15 protein-coding genes and 1 tRNA gene are annotated in these 18,255 nt (G+C 32.7%); 10 read left to right on the forward strand and 6 right to left on the reverse strand.

Annotation, left to right across the window (positions count from 1 at the left end; genetic code table 11):
- Nucleotides 1–45: 45 nt before the first annotated feature.
- The gene (locus AC1QSP_RS09025; protein ID WP_322971609.1) at nucleotides 46–471 is read right to left on the reverse strand and encodes a DUF2147 domain-containing protein; all 426 of its coding nucleotides are present in this window, start codon (nucleotides 469–471) and stop codon (nucleotides 46–48) included.
- Nucleotides 472–772: 301 nt separating this feature from the next.
- Here AC1QSP_RS09025 and epsC point away from each other — a divergent pair, with 301 nt between their 5' ends.
- The 3 genes from epsC to clpB all read left to right on the forward strand — a co-directional run bounded on the left by epsC (nucleotide 773) and on the right by clpB (nucleotide 5,565).
- Nucleotides 773–1,549, forward strand: a complete 777-nt coding sequence (gene epsC, locus AC1QSP_RS09030) for a serine O-acetyltransferase EpsC (RefSeq protein ID WP_484078411.1) — start codon at nucleotides 773–775, stop codon at nucleotides 1,547–1,549.
- A gap of 15 nt (nucleotides 1,550–1,564) precedes the next feature.
- Nucleotides 1,565–2,473 carry a cysteine synthase A gene (gene cysK / locus AC1QSP_RS09035; RefSeq protein ID WP_484078412.1) on the forward strand — a complete coding sequence of 303 codons (909 nt, stop codon included), beginning with the start codon at nucleotides 1,565–1,567 and terminating at the stop codon, nucleotides 2,471–2,473.
- Nucleotides 2,474–2,952: 479 nt separating this feature from the next.
- Complete coding sequence (clpB, locus tag AC1QSP_RS09040) at nucleotides 2,953–5,565, forward strand: ATP-dependent chaperone ClpB (RefSeq protein WP_484078413.1); 2,613 nt, start codon at nucleotides 2,953–2,955, stop codon at nucleotides 5,563–5,565.
- Between the two features lie 79 nt (nucleotides 5,566–5,644).
- On the opposite strand, the gene AC1QSP_RS09045 is transcribed toward clpB, so the two are convergent.
- Nucleotides 5,645–6,355, reverse strand: a complete 711-nt coding sequence (locus tag AC1QSP_RS09045; RefSeq protein ID WP_484078414.1) for a GLPGLI family protein — start codon at nucleotides 6,353–6,355, stop codon at nucleotides 5,645–5,647.
- Nucleotides 6,356–6,408: 53 nt separating this feature from the next.
- On the opposite strand from AC1QSP_RS09045, the gene AC1QSP_RS09050 reads away from it, so the two are divergent.
- The 3 genes from AC1QSP_RS09050 to AC1QSP_RS09060 all read left to right on the forward strand — a co-directional run bounded on the left by AC1QSP_RS09050 (nucleotide 6,409) and on the right by AC1QSP_RS09060 (nucleotide 7,873).
- Nucleotides 6,409–7,086: a TIGR02117 family protein gene (locus tag AC1QSP_RS09050; RefSeq protein WP_484078415.1), complete on the forward strand. Its 678-nt coding sequence runs from the start codon at nucleotides 6,409–6,411 to the stop codon at nucleotides 7,084–7,086.
- Between the two features lie 137 nt (nucleotides 7,087–7,223).
- Nucleotides 7,224–7,297 (forward strand) — tRNA-Asn (locus AC1QSP_RS09055).
- A 114-nt stretch (nucleotides 7,298–7,411) separates the two neighbouring features.
- Nucleotides 7,412–7,873 (forward strand): ecotin family protein, encoded by a 462-nt coding sequence (locus AC1QSP_RS09060; RefSeq protein ID WP_484078416.1) that lies wholly within the window; start codon nucleotides 7,412–7,414, stop codon nucleotides 7,871–7,873.
- Between the two features lie 48 nt (nucleotides 7,874–7,921).
- Here the strand turns inward: AC1QSP_RS09060 and AC1QSP_RS09065 are convergent, their stop codons facing one another.
- From AC1QSP_RS09065 to era, 3 genes are all read right to left on the reverse strand, one after another.
- A complete protein-coding gene (locus AC1QSP_RS09065) occupies nucleotides 7,922–9,166 on the reverse strand; it encodes a DUF445 domain-containing protein (RefSeq protein ID WP_484078417.1) in 1,245 nt (414 codons plus the stop codon).
- An 86-nt stretch (nucleotides 9,167–9,252) separates the two neighbouring features.
- The gene (locus AC1QSP_RS09070; protein WP_484078418.1) at nucleotides 9,253–10,038 is read right to left on the reverse strand and encodes a universal stress protein; all 786 of its coding nucleotides are present in this window, start codon (nucleotides 10,036–10,038) and stop codon (nucleotides 9,253–9,255) included.
- Nucleotides 10,039–10,154: 116 nt separating this feature from the next.
- Entirely contained in the window at nucleotides 10,155–11,027 is an 873-nt protein-coding gene (gene era / locus AC1QSP_RS09075) for a GTPase Era (protein ID WP_416233871.1), read from the reverse strand.
- Between the two features lie 208 nt (nucleotides 11,028–11,235).
- Between era and AC1QSP_RS09080 the strand changes: the two genes are divergently transcribed.
- Nucleotides 11,236–11,505, forward strand: coding sequence for a hypothetical protein (locus tag AC1QSP_RS09080; RefSeq protein WP_484078419.1), 270 nt, complete (start codon nucleotides 11,236–11,238; stop codon nucleotides 11,503–11,505).
- A 54-nt stretch (nucleotides 11,506–11,559) separates the two neighbouring features.
- Here AC1QSP_RS09080 and AC1QSP_RS09085 read toward each other — a convergent pair whose 3' ends face one another.
- A complete protein-coding gene (locus AC1QSP_RS09085) occupies nucleotides 11,560–12,591 on the reverse strand; it encodes a hypothetical protein (RefSeq protein ID WP_484078420.1) in 1,032 nt (343 codons plus the stop codon).
- Nucleotides 12,592–12,716: 125 nt separating this feature from the next.
- On the opposite strand from AC1QSP_RS09085, the gene scpA reads away from it, so the two are divergent.
- The 3 genes from scpA to AC1QSP_RS09100 all read left to right on the forward strand — a co-directional run bounded on the left by scpA (nucleotide 12,717) and on the right by AC1QSP_RS09100 (nucleotide 18,242).
- Nucleotides 12,717–14,849, forward strand: coding sequence for a methylmalonyl-CoA mutase (gene scpA, locus AC1QSP_RS09090; protein ID WP_484078421.1), 2,133 nt, complete (start codon nucleotides 12,717–12,719; stop codon nucleotides 14,847–14,849).
- 80 nt (nucleotides 14,850–14,929) lie between these two features.
- The gene (locus AC1QSP_RS09095; protein ID WP_484078422.1) at nucleotides 14,930–15,445 is read left to right on the forward strand and encodes a hypothetical protein; all 516 of its coding nucleotides are present in this window, start codon (nucleotides 14,930–14,932) and stop codon (nucleotides 15,443–15,445) included.
- A gap of 52 nt (nucleotides 15,446–15,497) precedes the next feature.
- A complete protein-coding gene (locus AC1QSP_RS09100) occupies nucleotides 15,498–18,242 on the forward strand; it encodes an outer membrane beta-barrel protein (RefSeq protein WP_484078423.1) in 2,745 nt (914 codons plus the stop codon).
- Nucleotides 18,243–18,255: the final 13 nt, after the last annotated feature.

Below are 18,255 nucleotides of genomic sequence, written 5' to 3' on the forward strand. Positions count from 1 at the left end.
AGTTTTGTTTTGAGTTTTTGTGGTTTGATTACTTCAGTAACCTTTTTATTTTACTTTTACCCAAGTCTGAGTTCTACCTACTAAAGAAATTCCAACGTATCCTCTTACGTCTAATTTATCTTTACCGTTTAACTTAACTGTGGCTTTATATTCTTTTCCTGAATTAGGATCTAATATTTTTCCTCCTGTCCATTCATTACCGCTTTTCTTTAAATCATAAAGAATAACCATACCTTGAATAGGTTTATTTTTTAATGCACCTGAACATTTATCACATTTTGCATCTTCTTTACCTTTCGTCAAAATCTTAGCAACTTTTCCGTAAAGTTTACCATCTTTCTCATAAATCTCAACGTAAGATTTCTCTTTACCGGTTTCGTCATCAATTGTTTTCCAAGTTCCAACTGGAGATTGTCCAAAAACTAATGATCCAATTAACATGAAAAATGAGAATAAAAAATAGTTTTTCATAAATAGTGATTTTGTTTTACTAAAATATAACTTTTTAGTGTAAAAAAAACACCATTATTGAATAATTTTAAAATTATTCAATAATTTAACACAAAATATTTAAAACATTATTAATCAAAAACATAAAATATTCCGTATTTAATAAATATTATCTATTATTATTTAATACAGATTGCAATAGTGTAAATTATATTCTTTCTTGAAATTCTAAATCATACAAAAAATCGCATTTTTTGGCGAATTTGTAAGGTCATTAGAATTTTATCTACTAATTTTATAGAGAATATAGATTAATATTTAAATGAGTCCATTTAGTCGATACAGTTTACCTTTTAATAAAAAAGAAGTCGAAAAAATCATTGAATCCATCCTTTACGATTTAATCTTTAGTCAACCCAAAAAAAGATATACTTATGAGGAAGTAAACCATTGTTTTTATGAAATCTTAACTCGTATCGTACCAGAAAACAAAGCAGAAACAATCACTTCAACTTTTTTTAATCAACTTGAAGATATCAAAGTCGAGTTGGAAAAATTAATTTTTATTTTCTTTAATAATGATCCTGCTTCTAAATCTGAAATCGAAATCATCCTATCTTACCCTGGATTTTTTGCGATCGCTGTTCATCGATTAGCTCATGTATTGTATCAATTGGATACTCCAATATTACCACGTTTCTTTTCTGAATATGCCCATAAACAAACTGGAATTGACATTCATCCAGGGGCGACAATTGGAAAAAATTTTTATATCGATCACGGTACTGGGATTGTCATTGGTGAAACCACAACAATTGGCGACAACGTAAAAATTTATCAAGGGGTAACTCTTGGCGCGTTTTATGTATCTAAAGATTTAGCTGATCAAAAACGCCATCCTACAATTGAAGATAATGTAACTATTTACGCAGGAGCAACGATTTTAGGAGGAACAACTGTCATTGGTGAGAATTCAGTTATTGGTGGAAATGTATGGATTACGAAAAGTGTACCGCCCGATTCTATCGTTTACCAAGAATTTCAACCAATTATCAAACAAAAAAATAACAATCAATCAGATGATTTTTATGTCATCTAATCAAAATTTTTAATAATGATTTTAAATAATATCCTAGAAGCTATCGGAAATACACCAATAATTAGATTAAGCGGACTTTTCCCAAATCACGAAGTTTACATCAAATTAGAAAAACAAAATCCTGGTGGATCTATCAAAGATCGCATTGCTTTAGCCATGATCGAAGATGCTGAAAAAGCAGGGATTTTAAAACCAGGTGGAACTGTAATTGAACCTACTTCTGGAAATACCGGAATCGGATTATCATTTGTAGCTGCTGTTAAAGGTTACAAAATGATTATTACAATGCCAGAATCAATGTCGATTGAAAGACGTAAAATCATGGAAGCATATGGTGCTGAATTTGTTTTAACTCCGAAAGAATTAGGGATGAAAGGTGCCATCGCAAAAGCACAAGAATTAGCGGAAACGATTGAAGGTGCTTGGGTTCCTCAACAATTCGAAAATAATTCGAATCCTTCGATTCATTACAATACAACTGCAAAAGAAATTCTAGCTGATTTTCCACAAGGTGTTGATTATTTAATAACAGGTGTTGGAACTGGTGGTCATTTATCTGGAATTGGAAAAGCTTTAAAAGAGGTAAATACTTCAACTAAAGTTTTTGCTGTTGAACCATTAGATTCTCCAGTAATTTCTGGTGGACAACCTGGTCCTCACGCAATTCAAGGAATTGGAGCTGGATTTATTCCAACAAATTTAGATACTTCAATTGTAGATGGAACAATTCAAATTTCAAAAGAAGAAGCTTTTGAATATGCAAAGAAAGTAGCTAAAATTGAAGGTTTATTTGTCGGAATCTCAACCGGAGCGTCATTAGCTGCAGTTGCTAAATCGTTAGAAAAAATTCCTACTGAAGCAAAAGTTTTAACTATAAATTACGATACTGGTGAACGTTATTTATCAGTTGAGGGATTGTTTTAAACTTATTGTTGTCAATACAATAATAATGCTACGTTAGCTGATTATATTTTTATTTTAGATACTTAATATAAATTTTATATAGTATAAATAAAACTACAAAAATTAAAACAATAGTTAAAGCTTGAAAAAGTAGTTCAATGTATTTTGGGTGTATAAAAAGTAAATTCATAATATTAGTAAGTTAAATAGTGATAGAAATTATTCCAATAAATATATTAATTTATCACTATATCAATTAAATTTTATTTTCATTCATTTTTATAATTTTTTAGTAACTATCTTTTTAAACATTATCAGCTAACACTCATGCTGGCGAAATTAAATTCTATTAATCATACAATCAAAGGAGATATTTGTCAAAATGTCTCCTTTTTTAATACAAAAACGACAAAAAGTCAGTATAACATCTTCATTTTCAATTTGGAATCTAATTTGATTTAATCCAATCAACAAACAAAAACCTAAATACAGTTTAACAAATGGATTTTAATCAGTTTACTATAAAAGGTCGTGAGGCGATTCAATCCGCACAACAAATTGCGGCAGGAAATCAAAATCAAGCCATTGAACCAAGCCACATTTTGAGTGGAATGTTCGACGTGGATGAAAACGTGATTTCATTAATTTTAGAACAACAAGGTGCAAACCTTACGCATATTAAAAATGAATTGGATGCTGAAATTAAAAAGTATCCAAAAGTACAAGGACAACAAGGAAATCATTTATCCAACAGCGCCAATGCTGTATTACAATCGGCACAACAATTTGCCAAAGAGATGCAAGATGATTTCATTACGTTGGAACATATTTTATTAGGAATCATTAAGAATGTCTCACCGACTAGTCAAATTCTGAAAGATCAAGGTGTCACATTCGACAACACCAAAAAATTAATTACAGAATTGAGAAAAGGAGAACGCGTAACATCAGAAAATGCAGAAGGAACTTACAATTCCTTAAATAAGTATGCTAAAAACTTAACAGAATTAGCGAAAGAAGGAAAATTAGATCCTGTCATCGGACGTGATGTGGAAATCCGTCGTGTATTACAAATCTTATCCAGAAGAACTAAAAATAACCCCATATTAATTGGTGAACCAGGGGTTGGTAAAACAGCCATCGCCGAAGGTATTGCACACCGTATTATTAATGGGGACGTGCCAGAAAACCTTTTGAACAAACAAATCTTTTCCTTGGATATGGGAGCTTTGGTTGCGGGTGCAAAATATAAAGGTGAATTCGAAGAACGTTTAAAAGCAGTGGTGAAAGAAGTTACTTCTGCAAACGGAGAAATTATTTTATTCATCGATGAGATTCATACGTTAGTTGGAGCCGGAGGTGGCGGTGAAGGTGCTATGGATGCTGCAAATATCTTAAAACCAGCTTTAGCGCGTGGTGAATTACGTTCAATTGGTGCGACAACTTTAAATGAGTATCAAAAATATTTTGAAAAAGACAAAGCTTTAGAACGTCGTTTCCAAAAAGTAATGGTGGAAGAACCAGATGAAGAATCGGCAATTTCTATCTTACGTGGAATTAAAGATAAATATGAACAGCACCATAAAATCGGAATCAAAGATGAAGCAATTATTGCGGCTGTCAAATTATCCACACGTTACATTTCGGATCGTTTCTTACCAGATAAAGCCATCGACTTAATGGACGAGGCAGCATCGAAATTACGTATGGAAATGAACTCGAAGCCAGAAGAGTTGGATAAATTAGATCGTCGTATTGTTCAATTAGAAATCGAAATTGAAGCGATTAAACGTGAAGATGATGAAAAGAAATTGAACCTATTACGCGAAGAGTTATCGAACCTTCAAGACGAGCGCAACCAGTTCAGTGCGAAATGGCAAGATGAGAAAAATAAAGCCGATGAAGTTCAGGATTTAAGAAAAGAAATCGAGAACATCAAATTCGAAATTGAGCGCGCTAAACGTGAATACGATTATGCGAAAGCCTCTAAATTAGAATTTGAGGACTTAGTGAATGCGAAAAAAGCATTAGAAGTTGCGGAACAAAAATTAGAAGAAAACAAACACAACAAATTGGTAAAAGAATTTGTTGATGCCGATGATATCGCCGAAGTTGTATCGAAATGGACAGGAGTTCCTGCACAAAAAATGATGCAATCCGAACGCGAAAAATTATTACACTTAGAAGACGAATTACATAAACGTGTTTTAGGTCAAGAAGAAGCAATTACCGCGGTTGCAGATGCCATTCGTCGTTCGAGAGCTGGTTTAAGTGACGAAGGAAAACCAATTGGATCGTTCTTATTCTTAGGATCGACTGGGGTTGGTAAAACCGAATTAGCGAAAGCCTTAGCGGAATTCTTATTCGATGATGAAAATGCAATGACGCGTATCGATATGTCGGAATACCAAGAACGTCACGCAGTTTCTCGTTTGGTTGGGGCACCTCCGGGCTACGTTGGTTACGATGAAGGTGGTCAATTAACAGAAGCGGTTCGTCGTCGTCCTTATTCGGTCATTCTTTTAGATGAGATTGAAAAAGCGCATCCAGATGTATTCAATATTTTATTACAAGTGTTGGATGATGGACGTTTAACAGATAACAAAGGTCGAGTGGTGAACTTTAAGAATACGATTATCATTATGACATCGAATTTTGGTTCACACACGATCTTAGAAAAATTCGCAGATATTGATGAAAACAATGTGGCTCAGATTTATGATGATACAAAATCAGAAGTCTTTGAGGAATTAAAATTAAATTTCCGTCCAGAGTTCTTGAACCGTATCGATGAAATTATCTTGTTCCGTCCATTGAGTCAAAACCAAATCAACGGAATTGTTGGAATTTACTTAAATGGCGTAGCGAAAAAATTAGGTCAACGTGATATTACTTTAGATATCACACCAGAAGCGTCTGCTTATTTAGCTAAGAAAGGTTATGATCCTCAATTTGGTGCGCGTCCATTGAAACGTGTAATTCAGCAAGATGTCTTGAATGAGTTATCAAAAGAAATTCTGAAAGGAAACATCAATGATAATGATGCGGTTTTAATCGATTACTTCGAAGAAAAACCAGGAAATAATAAATTAGTTTTTAGAACTAATGGTTAAATGAAATCCATTTATGAAGTCGATTCATATTTAAATATTTTTAGTGAAAAGGAATCCCGTCAAAATTGACGGGATTTTTTTATTCTTTGTCAACACCGGTATTTGCGATTATATCTTCTACTTTCTTTCTATAAGTTTTATAAATGTCTTCAAACTCAGCTTTCGATAGAACTTTTTTAATCTTTGGTAACTTGATTCCCTTTTTTACGTTCGGTTGAATTTTTGTCGCACGAATGAAGATATAATCTTCTATTTCATCTGCTAAATCATCTTTATTATAAACACTTAATTCTAATATCGTACCTGGTAAACCATATAATTCAGGTCCACAACGAGATGGAATTTCATTGGTAAACCACGCCATATATTTAAAATCATTTTGATCCAAAATAGCTTTTTGAACCTTGTAATTTAAAAATGATTTCGTTTCTTCTTCGATTTTCCAATCATACACATCTATCTCACTTCTTTGCAGATACAATTTTCCATTCAAATCTTGAATCACTTTCAAGACATTTTGATCAAAATTAAGCGAATACCCATCTTGCCTTAAACCATAATAATATGTTTTATTGCTCCCAGTCACAGTTTCTACTTCTTTATATGTACATTCTTTATTATTAATCCATAATTCAAAATAATTAGGCTTAGCTAAAGAATTTTCAAGCCTTGCTCTATCCGAAACAGACAAATCAGATAAATCCTGAATATTTGTCTTTTCAAATTGAATTAAATAATTGTTTTGTGCCAATATCGGTATTGATAATAGAAAAAACAGAAGTGCTTTCATGTGTAGGATATATGTTTATTAAATATAATTATATTTACACAAACCCATTCATAATGAATAAATTATTTAAAACCTTTTTCAAAATCATTGGCGTAATCTTAGGCTTATTATTGATCTACATCTTAGCTGCTTTAATCCTTCCGTTAATTCCAGTAAATAAAGTAGAACATAAAGAAAGTGATGATGTCGCAGGTTTTATTTTAACGAATGGAATGCATACCGATATTATCGTTCCGGTAGAAACCGATGTGATCAATTGGTCGGAAATGATACCGTTTACGGATACAAAATCCAAACAACCGATGAAATACATTGCATTTGGTTGGGGAGATAAAGGATTTTATTTGGATACACCAGAATGGAGTGATTTAAAATTTTCTACAGCTTTTAAAGCTGCATTTTGGTTAGGTGATTCTGCCATGCATACCACTTTTTATAATCATCTTTTCGAAAGTGAGGATTGCAAAAAGTTTTACATGAGTAAGGAAGAATATCAAAAAATGGTCAATTACATTAAAAATTCTTTTGAGTATGATGCAAATGGAAAAGTGCAATTAATTCCGACAGATATGGTCTACGGAAATAATGATGCGTTTTATGAAGCTAAAGGAACATACAACATCTTTTTTACGTGCAATACTTGGGCAAGTGATGCATTAAAAGAAGCAAATAAAACCGCTCCACTATGGACAGCGGCACAACAAGGCATATTTTATCATTATAAAGATTAATTTTTTTAGAAATTTTTCTAATTCATTTTCAATAAGTTGTCCTATTTAAGCGACTTTCAGACGAAAAAAAGTTGAAAAAAGATTTGGAGATATAAATTTTCGCTCTATATTTGCATCAACAATATCGATAACGATACTCCTCCTTAGCTCAGTTGGTTAGAGCATCTGACTGTTAATCAGAGGGTCCTTGGTTCGAGCCCAAGAGGAGGAGCAAAAAAGACATTCAAATTTTGAATGTCTTTTTTTTTGGCTTTTATTTAACATCCTTCACCCAACTTTTGGTACTACAATTTCATCTTAGGATTAGATTTAAAACAATTTAAAAATGAAAAAGTTATTATTTGTTGGTATATTTTCGATGATTTCCATTCAAACCTTTGCACAAATGAAAGAAGATATTAAGATGTTTCCTAAAACTGAAAAAGAACAAATTCAAAAAATCATTCGTTTAGAACCCAAAGTAAATGAAAACGATTATATGGTCGAAATCATGATTGGTAAAAAAACCATGACCGATGGATGTAATAACTATTTCTTAATGGGGAAATTGCAAGAAAGAAATTTAGACGGTTGGGGATACAATTATTATCAATTTGAAACGAATGGTGATGTTGGTTCAACGATGATGGGATGTATCAATACACAAGCAGTAGAAAAAGTCGTTTACGCACCTTCCGAAAAAGTAAGATATAATAGTCGTTTACCTTTAGTGATTTATGCACCGAAAGGATACGAAGTGAATTACAGAATTTGGTCGGCATCCGAAAAAGTATTTACCGCAGAATAAAATCTTCAGAAATAAAAAAGCTCAACCATCAGTTGAGCTTTTTCTATTTTAATGAAAAAATAATTGGGTTAAACTATAAATTATTAAACCTACAATTCCTCCGACTAACGTTCCATTGACACGAATGAATTGTAAATCTTTTCCAATTTCTAATTCTAATTTATCACTTAATTCTTTTCCTTCCCAATCACCTACTGTCCGACTAATCAACATTTCTACTTCCTTTACATTACGTAAAATCATACGGTATAGGAAATGACGAATCCATCCATTGATTTTTATAATCATCTCATCATTATCCGTTAAATTTTCCGCTAATTTTTGAATATTCTTATGAACATAACGTTGAATTGCAGAATCTTTTTGATCTAAACTTTCTGATACATTTTGTTTTAGATTCAACCATAAATCTGAAGCATACTCTTCTAAGCGATCTGCAGTTACAAACTCGTCACGCATTGCATTTAATTTCTCTTTCCAATTTGGATCAGATTTTATTTTATCCGCTGTTTTCAAAAGGGATTCTTGAATATTATGTCGAATCGGATGGTCGGGATTATCTTCGATTTCTTCAATAAAACTTACAACTCCTTCCACTACTCCTTTTGAAATTTTCTTGCCGGCAAAAAAAGAAATCACAGGATGTTTCTCATTTATTTTTCCTTCAATCAACACATCACTTTCTTTGATGTATGCTTTCGCTTTAGGTAAAATTGCATCTAAAATTTCACTGTGTTTATCTTTTTCGATGATGTAGCTAATAGATGTTGAAACCAATTCTTGCAAGTTAAATTGCTTCAGAATATCTTCTCCTTTTAGGGTTAAAAAATCAACGACTTCTTGGTCTTCTAAATCTTTAATGATTTTTTTTACCAAAGCACTTATTTCCTCTTGTAAAACGGTTTGGTTGTCCGCTTTATTCATCCAATCTGAAACAAATTTTACAACATCTAATTTCATGATATAAGGTCGGATATTGGATGGAGTTAAAAAATTATTGGTTACAAAGCTTCCCAAATTTTCTCCAATGGCATTTTTACTTCTTTCAATTAAATTGGTATGAGGAATTTTTAATCCTAACGGATAACGAAATAATGCTGTCACCGCAAACCAATCGGCTAAGGCACCTACCATTGCTGCTTCTGCGAAGGATTCTACGTAGCCAATCCATGAGGCGTCTGAAGTTTGACTCAAATAAACCATCGCAGCATACAAGATTGCCATCAAGACAAATAGTCCCGTAGCAATCATTTTATGCTTTTTAAGGTTCTGTTTCTTTTCTAGTTCTGTCATTTAAATTCGAATCTAATCTAAATTTCGCAAAAATTCAGCCAATAAAAAAACGATGATTTACACCATCGTTTTTATCACGTTATAATTTACTTAGATTTTAAAACTAAAATCGCAAATTGAGCTTCAGTTAATAATCGCTTGCTATGACTTTCACTAAACAATCGTTGAAACGGATTTAGTTCACGGTACATTAGTCCTAACACATCAATTTGATGATTTTCACAATAATCAATCAAAGCACTATCGACATCATCATTTTTAATCACCTCAAAATTTGCCTCTGGAAATTCAACTTCCCATTCTCGTTTCTTCATGATTTCATCAATAGATAAAGTCTTTTTTTCGACATGAACAATATCCAATTTCGAATGATGTCTTTCAGAAAATGAAAGCATTTGTCTAATGGCTGATTCTTCATTTGTGTTCCACATTGTAGCATAAGCAAACTTTCTACTTTCAACAAAATCGACTCCATGAGGAACTGCTAAAACAGGCACAGGTGAATTATTAATTAAAGCAATAGTTTGTGATCCAAAAAACTTTTTCCCAAAACTATTCTCTCCATTTGTACCCATTACCACATAATCAATGTGCTCTTTTCGAATGATATCCAAAATTGTTAAAATTAGATCTCCTACTTCTAATGAACTGGTCATTTTAACCTCTGTTAAATTGTTACCTAAAGCGATATCTTGTAATTCCTTTATTTTTTGATCAAATTCATTTTGTTGAAGATTTAAATATTCTTTTAAATGAGTTTTTACTGTTACAATTCGCAAGTCAGCACCAATTACTCGTGCTAAGTTTAATGCGTATTGAAAAGCGTTATTTGCTGTTGGAGAGAAATCGGTTGGAAATAATATTGTTGCCATTGATTTTTTTTGTTTATGATTGATTAATTATTTTCTTAAATATACTAACAATCAAAATTTTAAGCACAAAAAAAGCGTTGATATCTCAACGCTTGATGTTTATTTAAAATGAATATTTAATAACCAAATCGACGTAAATCATTTTCTTTTTTACGCCAATCTTTTTTAACTTTAACAAATAGTTTCAAGAAGACTTTTTTATCAAAGAATTTTTCTAATTCTTCACGGGCTTCCTTCCCTACTTTTGATAATGATTCCCCTTTATGTCCAATGATAATTCCTTTTTGAGAATCACGCTCAACATAAATATCTGTTTCAATAGAAATCAAATTAATTTCTTCTTTAAATCGCTCTGTCACGACTTCTACAGAATAAGGAATTTCCTTAGTATAATTTAATAAGATTTTTTCACGGATTACTTCATTCACAATAAATCGTTCAGATTTATCCGTTAATTGATCTTCTGGATAATATTGTGGACCCTCCGGTATAATTGCTTTGATCTTGTTGATTAATAAATCAACATTTACATTTTCCTTTGCCGAAATTGGTAGAATTTCTGCATTAGGTAAAAGTTCATGCCAGTACTCTACAGCCTCATTTAATCGCTCAGGATTTGCTGTATCAATTTTATTTAGTAATAAAATAATTGGAGTAGATGTTTTTTGAATGCGAGCAAAGATCTCTTCATTCTTCAAACGTTTTTCTCCGATTTCTACCACATATAAAATGACATCAGCATCAACAAGTGATTCCGATACCGCTTCCATCATTTTGGCTTGTAACTCATAGGCCGGATCTAACACACCAGGAGTATCTGAAAATACAATTTGATAATCCTCTCCTGTTAAGATTCCTTTGATACGATGACGCGTGGTTTGTGCTTTATGTGTAGCAATTACTAAACGCTCTTTCATTAATAGGTTCATCAATGTAGATTTTCCCACATTAGGATTACCTATGATGTTCACAAATCCGGATTTAAATATCTTTTCGTCTGACATAGTGCAAAATTAATAATTTTTGAGGGAATAATTTTAGAATAACGTGATTATGGTCGAGTTTTTGAATTATTGGTAAAAACATTCCACTTAAAACGCATTTAAAAAATCATGACAAATATTAGTTTATATTCGATTTCATTTGTAATTTAGGTAGGTGTAACAGAAAAAATAAAACCATAAAAAAGAGAGAAAGATGATGGATGTAGAATTAATTGAAAAAGAAGAAGTAATTAACTTCAAATTTTTAGAAGCTCCAAAAGAAGACGTTCATGTACAGAAAGACAAACTATTAAATGCCGTAAGACTAGGAAACGAATTCAAATCAAAAGCATATATCACTTTCCAAACGGATCAAGGTCCAAAAAAAATTGAGACAACCGTATGGAGTGTAACTGAAAAGTACTTACAGATTAAAAATGGAGTTTCTATTCCATTAAAGTCGTTAATCGATATTCAGTATTAATATTTTAATTCATTCAAAAGAAAATCAGACTCCTTTCAGGGTCTGATTTTTTTATTAATGTTGAGCTAATAATCTTTTTACTTCATCACGAATTATTGCACGATCATCTGTTTCAGGAAAATCTCCAATTGAATAATTTTGTCTTGGAATTTCATAATCTTTCAATCCTTCTGTCGGGAAATTAAAATCATCAATATATAGACGTTTTACGACTAGAGTTACCACATCTTTACCTGTTTCCGCGTCTGGAAAATTTAAAACTACAAATCGCGAAGGAATATGTGGCGCTAACACTTCTTCGATATGATCAAAATCGATAATTTGATTTGATTCATCATCCAAATATTCATGTTTTAATAACCAACGAAAAGATTTATCATTTTCCAGGAGTACGACCTTCTGCGTATCAATTTCTTTACTGAATAAAGGCGAATTAAGAAGTAAATGTCCATTTATGGAACGTGATATTTCAACATCACCAATAACTGTAAATTCACTTTCTCCAAGTTTTCGTACTGCTACAGGATATGATTTCACACTAAAAACTTCAAAAATAGACTGATCATCATTTTTTGAAATTCCAGCTTTTGTCTCATCTTTCATTCCATAAGAAGCAATCGCAACTTTTTCAATACGATGCAATACAGATTGGGAATTATTCACTTGATTTTCGTTCAAATAAACATAATTAAGGCCCCAATGAATAGAATTTTGGTCTTGTCCTGTGTAAGGAATTTTAATTTCATCTGTTAATTCATTGCAATGAATATCCATTTTCCCTTCAATGGCTTGAGCCAGAATAATTACCCCAACTTTACGTCGTACGGATTCCGTTAAAATCGTTGTATCTCCTTGTTTTAAAGCTAAAAATTCGTTTAAAGCAATAGCCGTATGTTTAATATTCTTAATTTTTAAATCAACATAAAAAATGACTTCACCCTGGAGTTCAGAAAGTGTGACTAACGCTTCTTGATCGGCATAAGTTTTTAAAAAATTTCGAATATCTAACTGCCATTCCGTTGCTTTATTCTCGTCTATTGAATCAATTACTTCTTCAATACTTAATTTACTAAATTCTAAAATCATGAGTTGTGGTTTTGTAGCTTAGCTTCAATAATCTTACCAAACGACTCAATATCATATAGATGTAAAATAATTATTGACCTAAAATTCTCGAATTTTATCTCTATTATATTTTTTATATTAGCGTTATGAATCACAAAACAGATTTTTCAAATCTAAAATTTGAACGCAAGCTCAATTCTGTTCAACCAGAACTTGAAAATTTTGAATTAGATAGCTTACAAGTAAAAAACAGCTATACTTATGAAGATGTAAAAAATCTGAAACAAACAGATTTTCTTCCAGGAGTAGCCCCATTTTTACGTGGACCATATAGTACGATGTATGTTCGTCAACCCTGGACAATTCGTCAATATGCGGGTTTTTCTACTGCAGAAGAATCCAATGCGTTTTATAAAAGAAACCTTGCTGCTGGCCAAAAAGGATTGTCAGTGGCTTTCGACTTAGCCACGCACCGAGGATATGACTCTGATCATGAGCGTGTGGTAGGTGATGTCGGGAAGGCTGGAGTTGCTATCGATTCGGTAGAGGATATGAAAATTTTATTTGATGAGATTCCATTGGATAAAATTTCTGTTTCGATGACAATGAATGGGGCTGTATTACCTATATTAGCTTTTTACATTGTCGCTGCTGAAGAACAAGGGGTATCGCAAGCGCAATTATCGGGTACCATTCAAAATGATATTCTAAAGGAGTTCATGGTACGAAATACGTACATCTATCCTCCTACACCATCCATGAAAATTATTGCGGATATCTTTGAATACACTTCTCAAAATATTCCTCGCTTCAATTCGATTTCGATTTCAGGATATCATATGCAAGAGGCAGGCGCAACACCTGTTTTAGAAATGGCTTATACTTTGGCAGATGGCTATGAATATGTTAAAACTGGATTAGAAGCAGGTCTGAAAGTGGATGATTTTGCTCCACGTCTATCATTCTTCTGGGCTATCGGAATGAATTTTACGCAAGAAATTGCCAAATTACGTGCTGCCCGTATGTTATGGGCAAAATTAATGCAGGAGTTTGAACCCCAAAATCCTAAATCATTGATGTTACGTACGCATTGTCAAACTTCGGGTTGGAGTTTAACAGAACAAGAACCCTACAATAATATTGGTCGCACAGCAATTGAAGCCTTAGCTGCAGCATTGGGAGGAACACAATCCTTACATACCAATGCGTTAGACGAAGCCATTGCACTACCTACTGATTTCTCTGCACGTATTGCGCGTAATACACAAATCATTCTGCAAGAAGAAACTCAAATTTGTAGAACTGCTGACCCTATGGGTGGAAGCTTTATGATTGAAGCATTAACAAATGAAATGGCTAATCAAGCATGGGAATACATCCAAGAAGTACGCGAATTGGGTGGAATGACGAAAGCCATTGAGGCTGGTATTCCAAAAATGCGCATCGAAGAAGCAGCTGCAAAAAAACAAGCAAAAATTGATTCGGGCGAAGATGCCATTATTGGTGTAAATGCTTTTCAATCAAAACTAGAACAAGAAGCATTTGATATTTTAGATATTGATAATACGGCAGTTCGTCAAAAACAAATTGATCGTTTAAATCATATTCGTGAAACACGTGACCAAGCCAAAGTAGACGAAATATTAACTCAAATGACAGAAGCTGCACGAACTGGAAATGGAAATTTATTGGAATTATCCATCGAAGCTGCTCGTCGCCGTGTGACATTAGGTGAAATTTCTGATGCATTGGAAGCGGTTTATGGAAGACATAAAGCCATTACAAGAGGAATACAAGGAGTTTATGCTATGGACGCAGGAAAAATGGAAAGTTTTGAAAAAGCCCGTCAGTTGGCCGACGAATTTGCAGAATTAGAAGGTCGTCGCCCACGTATTATGGTCGCTAAAATGGGACAAGATGGGCATGATCGCGGTGCTAAAGTTGTTGCGACATCATATGCCGATATGGGATTTGATGTAGATATTGCTCCTTTATTTCAAACCCCAGCTGAGGTGGCTAAACAAGCCATCGAAAATGATGTTCACATCTTAGGAATTTCATCATTGGCCGCTGGGCATAAAACTTTAGTTCCTGAAGTGGTCAAAGAGTTAAAAGCTTTAGGTCGAGAAGATGTGTATATCGTGGTTGGAGGTGTGATTCCAAGACAAGATTACGACTTCTTGTATCAAAATGGAGCACATTCGATTTTTGGACCAGGAACTAATTTAGCAGAATCGGCAACTGAAGTTCTTGAAAACTTAATCAAAGAATACAAATAAAATACCTTGAGATTGATTCCTGCAAAATCCTTTGGTGTGCAGGAATTAATCTTTAATTTTACATTAGCTAAACCATTCACATGAATATACCTTTGAAATTAATTCTTAAAACAACTTTTATCCAAATTATCATTTGGTTCATTAGTTATTTTGTGTTTGGTGAATACATTAGTTTGGAATTTGCAGATTACCAATTTGCCCAAATCTTTCCTAAAATTTTAACGTTTTCGGCAGGGACCAGCATCTACTTCTTATTTATGTTAGCCATAAAAAAAAGTGAGGGTTGGCGATGGGTAAATATTTTAAAATTTATTTTAGGAATACTGATCGGAATTCTTCCATTCTTCTTATTTAAATATTATTCTTCTGTCGCGAATTGTCAAAGTTGGGAGATCTACAAAAAAGAAAAAGCTGTTTTATATGAATCGGTAAGATCCTCTTCAGAAAAAATAAAATTGATTGAAACTTTTTGTCCCGAAATGGATTTAAGACAAGAAAAAACTTATCGGGTAATGAGTATAACACCTCTTTTTAATACGATATCTGAAATCGATACCGCGACGATTAAAAATCAAAATTGGAAAAAAATTAGATAGAAATTAAACTTTTGGTCGATTTTTTGGTCATATATGTATCATTTAATTACCAATGTTTAAAAGAATAATTACATTCCTATTGTTTTTCAGTGCACTAGTTACTTTTGCACAAGAACAGTTCAAAATTAAAGGTAAGATTCAAGATCAAATTGAACTCCCTTTAACTGATGTTTCCATCATTGTTGGAAACAAATCAGATTCTATTCAAATTGCAACTTCGAGTACAGACGAAGAAGGAAATTTTATCTTCGAAATTCCCAAAAGGGATACACCTTTTTATATCATCTTTGATGATCCAATGGAAGGGGTTACCACTCGTGAGTTTACAAAACTTACTTCTGATATGGACTTAGGAGTTATTACAATTAGTCCTGAAATTCTTCAATTAAAAGAAGTATTAATCACGACAACTGATCCAGTAGTCATTAAAAGTGATACCATCGAATTTAATGCAAGTTCGTATAAAGTAAAGCCAAATGCCAATTTGGAAGCTTTACTACGAGAATTGCCTGGTGTAGATATCGATGATGATGGAAAACTTACTGTCAATGGAAAAGAAGTCAATGAAATTTTGATTGATGGAGAGCCTTTCTTCGGAACAGATGGAAAAATTGCGTTGGAAAATATTCCAGCAGACATCATCAAAAAAATTCAAGTATCTGATTATAAAACCCGTAACGAAAAATTCTCTGGAGAACGCTCACGTTCAGATAAATCTTCAATTAACGTCACTTTAAAAGAAGATAAAAAACAGGGGTACATGGTGAAAGGTACTGTGGGATATGGTACTGATAATCGCTACGAATCGAACATCATGGCTAACTATTTTAAAGGAAGCCGAAAAATCAGTTTAATTGGTTCTTCGAACGACATTGCTAGTACCGGTTTATCGAATGGTGCAGGTTCATTTGGTCGAGGTGGTATTGGACGTCGTGGAGGAAATGGAATTACAAATAGTTCTTCTATTGGTTTGAACTATACCGACAAAATTAACGATCAATTAAGTGTTGGAGGGAACTATAATTTTAATCATTCATACAATAAGAATGATAATTATACTCGTCGTGAAAACTTATTACCTGAAAATACATATACAGAAGAATCCAATACTTTATCAAAAACGGAAACGTTCGGACATAATTTAGGAGCGACTTTAGAATGGAATAAAAACTTAACGAAAATCTACTTCACTCCAAGTTTTAAACTGAACCGTTCATCGTCTTCTAATAAAAGCGATAGCCAATCATGGGATGCGGATGGTGTATTACGAAATGAAAGTTATGGTGAAACAAAACGTGAATCGGATACTAATACATTTGATTCTCAAATCTCATGGTACCAAGGCTTTAAAAACAAGTCTTACATCAATGCGAATGCGGATGTATCGATTGGAACAACAGATTCAGAAAACCGTATTCAACAAAGTACATTCTTTGCGAATAAACCTGATGATATTCGTAATCAGTTAAATAATACCAACAACAAAACAAATTCGGTAGGATTTGATTTCAATTATAATATTCCTGTAACAGACTCTTTAAAAATTGCTTTAGGTTCTCGTTATGCTTATAATTACAAAGAGAATGATGATATTACATGGGATTATGACGAATTAACTGATCAGTTTATTGGACGAAATGATTTATTATCTCGTTATACTGAAACCACTTTAAATACATTCTCGCCTTATGCTGAAATTCAGTTAAACAAAAAGAAATTCTCTGGGAATATTAAAGCGGGAACGAACATTTATAATCAAGATAACTTTGGTTTTTACAACAACGAAAATTACTTCTTAAATGTAAAAGAAGTTTTACCATCGTTACAATCTACGATTCGTTATCAAGCGGGGAATAATAGTTTAGCATTCAACTACCAATACAATACAAGCATTGCTAGTACAGATCAATTATTAGCCATTGAGAATTTATCTAATCCATTAGTAACTTATGTGGGTAATCCTGATTTGAATCCAAATAAGTCACACCAACTATCGTTAAACTTCTCGAATTTTGACCGTAAAACGCGTCAAGGTTTAAATGCAAATCTTACCTATAACTACAATACTTCAAGTATTGTAAACTATTCGGAAGTTGACGAAAACTTAATGACAATTTCATCTTACACGAATGTAGAAGGAAATTATCGTTTAAATGGAAATTTATTTTACAGCAAACAATTAAGTAAATCTGGAAACAAATTAAATTTAAATGTAGGTTTAAATTCAAGCTATGCTCGTCAACAAGGTTATCGTAACTCGAGATTGTATACGGCATATAATTCAACAATTTCACCAAATATTCGTTTTACATGGAACTGGAATGATTATGTGACAATTTCACCATCTTATAATTTCAGATTTACGAATTCGAAATACGAAAACTATTCGATCGATCAACAATCGAATACAACACATAGTTTTAATTTAAGAACGATTACAACTTGGCCGAAGAATTTAACTTGGACAAATGAGTTATCGTACAATAACAACTCAAGAATGGCTGCTGGATTCCGTAGAGATTTCTTCTTATGGAACATGCAAATGATGTATTCTTTCTTTGATAACAAGATCGAAGCTGGATTTAAAATATATGATATCTTAAACCAAAACAACAGTTATACAAGAACAATTTCAGACGAGTTTATCAGTGATCAACGCAATACAATCCTTACACGATTTATTATGTTCTCACTAACGTTTAACTTAAACCAATTTGGTGGGAAATCAACTGGTCCTTCAAATGAATTTAATCGTCCAAGAGGTGGAAACCGAGGAGGTAGAATGGGAGGATTCTAAAATCATATGTCAT

This window comes from Faecalibacter sp. (genome assembly GCF_057177045.1).

Coding starts and splice junctions, on each gene's coding strand:
- AC1QSP_RS09050 (WP_484078415.1), top strand. CDS start 6,409: ATGAATAAATTATTTAAAACCTTTTTCAAAATCATTGGCGTAATCTTA.
- AC1QSP_RS09045 (WP_484078414.1), bottom strand. CDS start 6,355: ATGAAAGCACTTCTGTTTTTTCTATTATCAATACCGATATTGGCACAA.
- cysK (WP_484078412.1), top strand. CDS start 1,565: ATGATTTTAAATAATATCCTAGAAGCTATCGGAAATACACCAATAATT.
- AC1QSP_RS09095 (WP_484078422.1), top strand. CDS start 14,930: ATGAATATACCTTTGAAATTAATTCTTAAAACAACTTTTATCCAAATT.
- AC1QSP_RS09025 (WP_322971609.1), bottom strand. CDS start 471: ATGAAAAACTATTTTTTATTCTCATTTTTCATGTTAATTGGATCATTA.
- scpA (WP_484078421.1), top strand. CDS start 12,717: ATGAATCACAAAACAGATTTTTCAAATCTAAAATTTGAACGCAAGCTC.
- AC1QSP_RS09085 (WP_484078420.1), bottom strand. CDS start 12,591: ATGATTTTAGAATTTAGTAAATTAAGTATTGAAGAAGTAATTGATTCA.
- epsC (WP_484078411.1), top strand. CDS start 773: ATGAGTCCATTTAGTCGATACAGTTTACCTTTTAATAAAAAAGAAGTC.
- AC1QSP_RS09070 (WP_484078418.1), bottom strand. CDS start 10,038: ATGGCAACAATATTATTTCCAACCGATTTCTCTCCAACAGCAAATAAC.
- AC1QSP_RS09060 (WP_484078416.1), top strand. CDS start 7,412: ATGAAAAAGTTATTATTTGTTGGTATATTTTCGATGATTTCCATTCAA.
- AC1QSP_RS09100 (WP_484078423.1), top strand. CDS start 15,498: ATGTTTAAAAGAATAATTACATTCCTATTGTTTTTCAGTGCACTAGTT.
- AC1QSP_RS09080 (WP_484078419.1), top strand. CDS start 11,236: ATGATGGATGTAGAATTAATTGAAAAAGAAGAAGTAATTAACTTCAAA.
- AC1QSP_RS09065 (WP_484078417.1), bottom strand. CDS start 9,166: ATGACAGAACTAGAAAAGAAACAGAACCTTAAAAAGCATAAAATGATT.
- clpB (WP_484078413.1), top strand. CDS start 2,953: ATGGATTTTAATCAGTTTACTATAAAAGGTCGTGAGGCGATTCAATCC.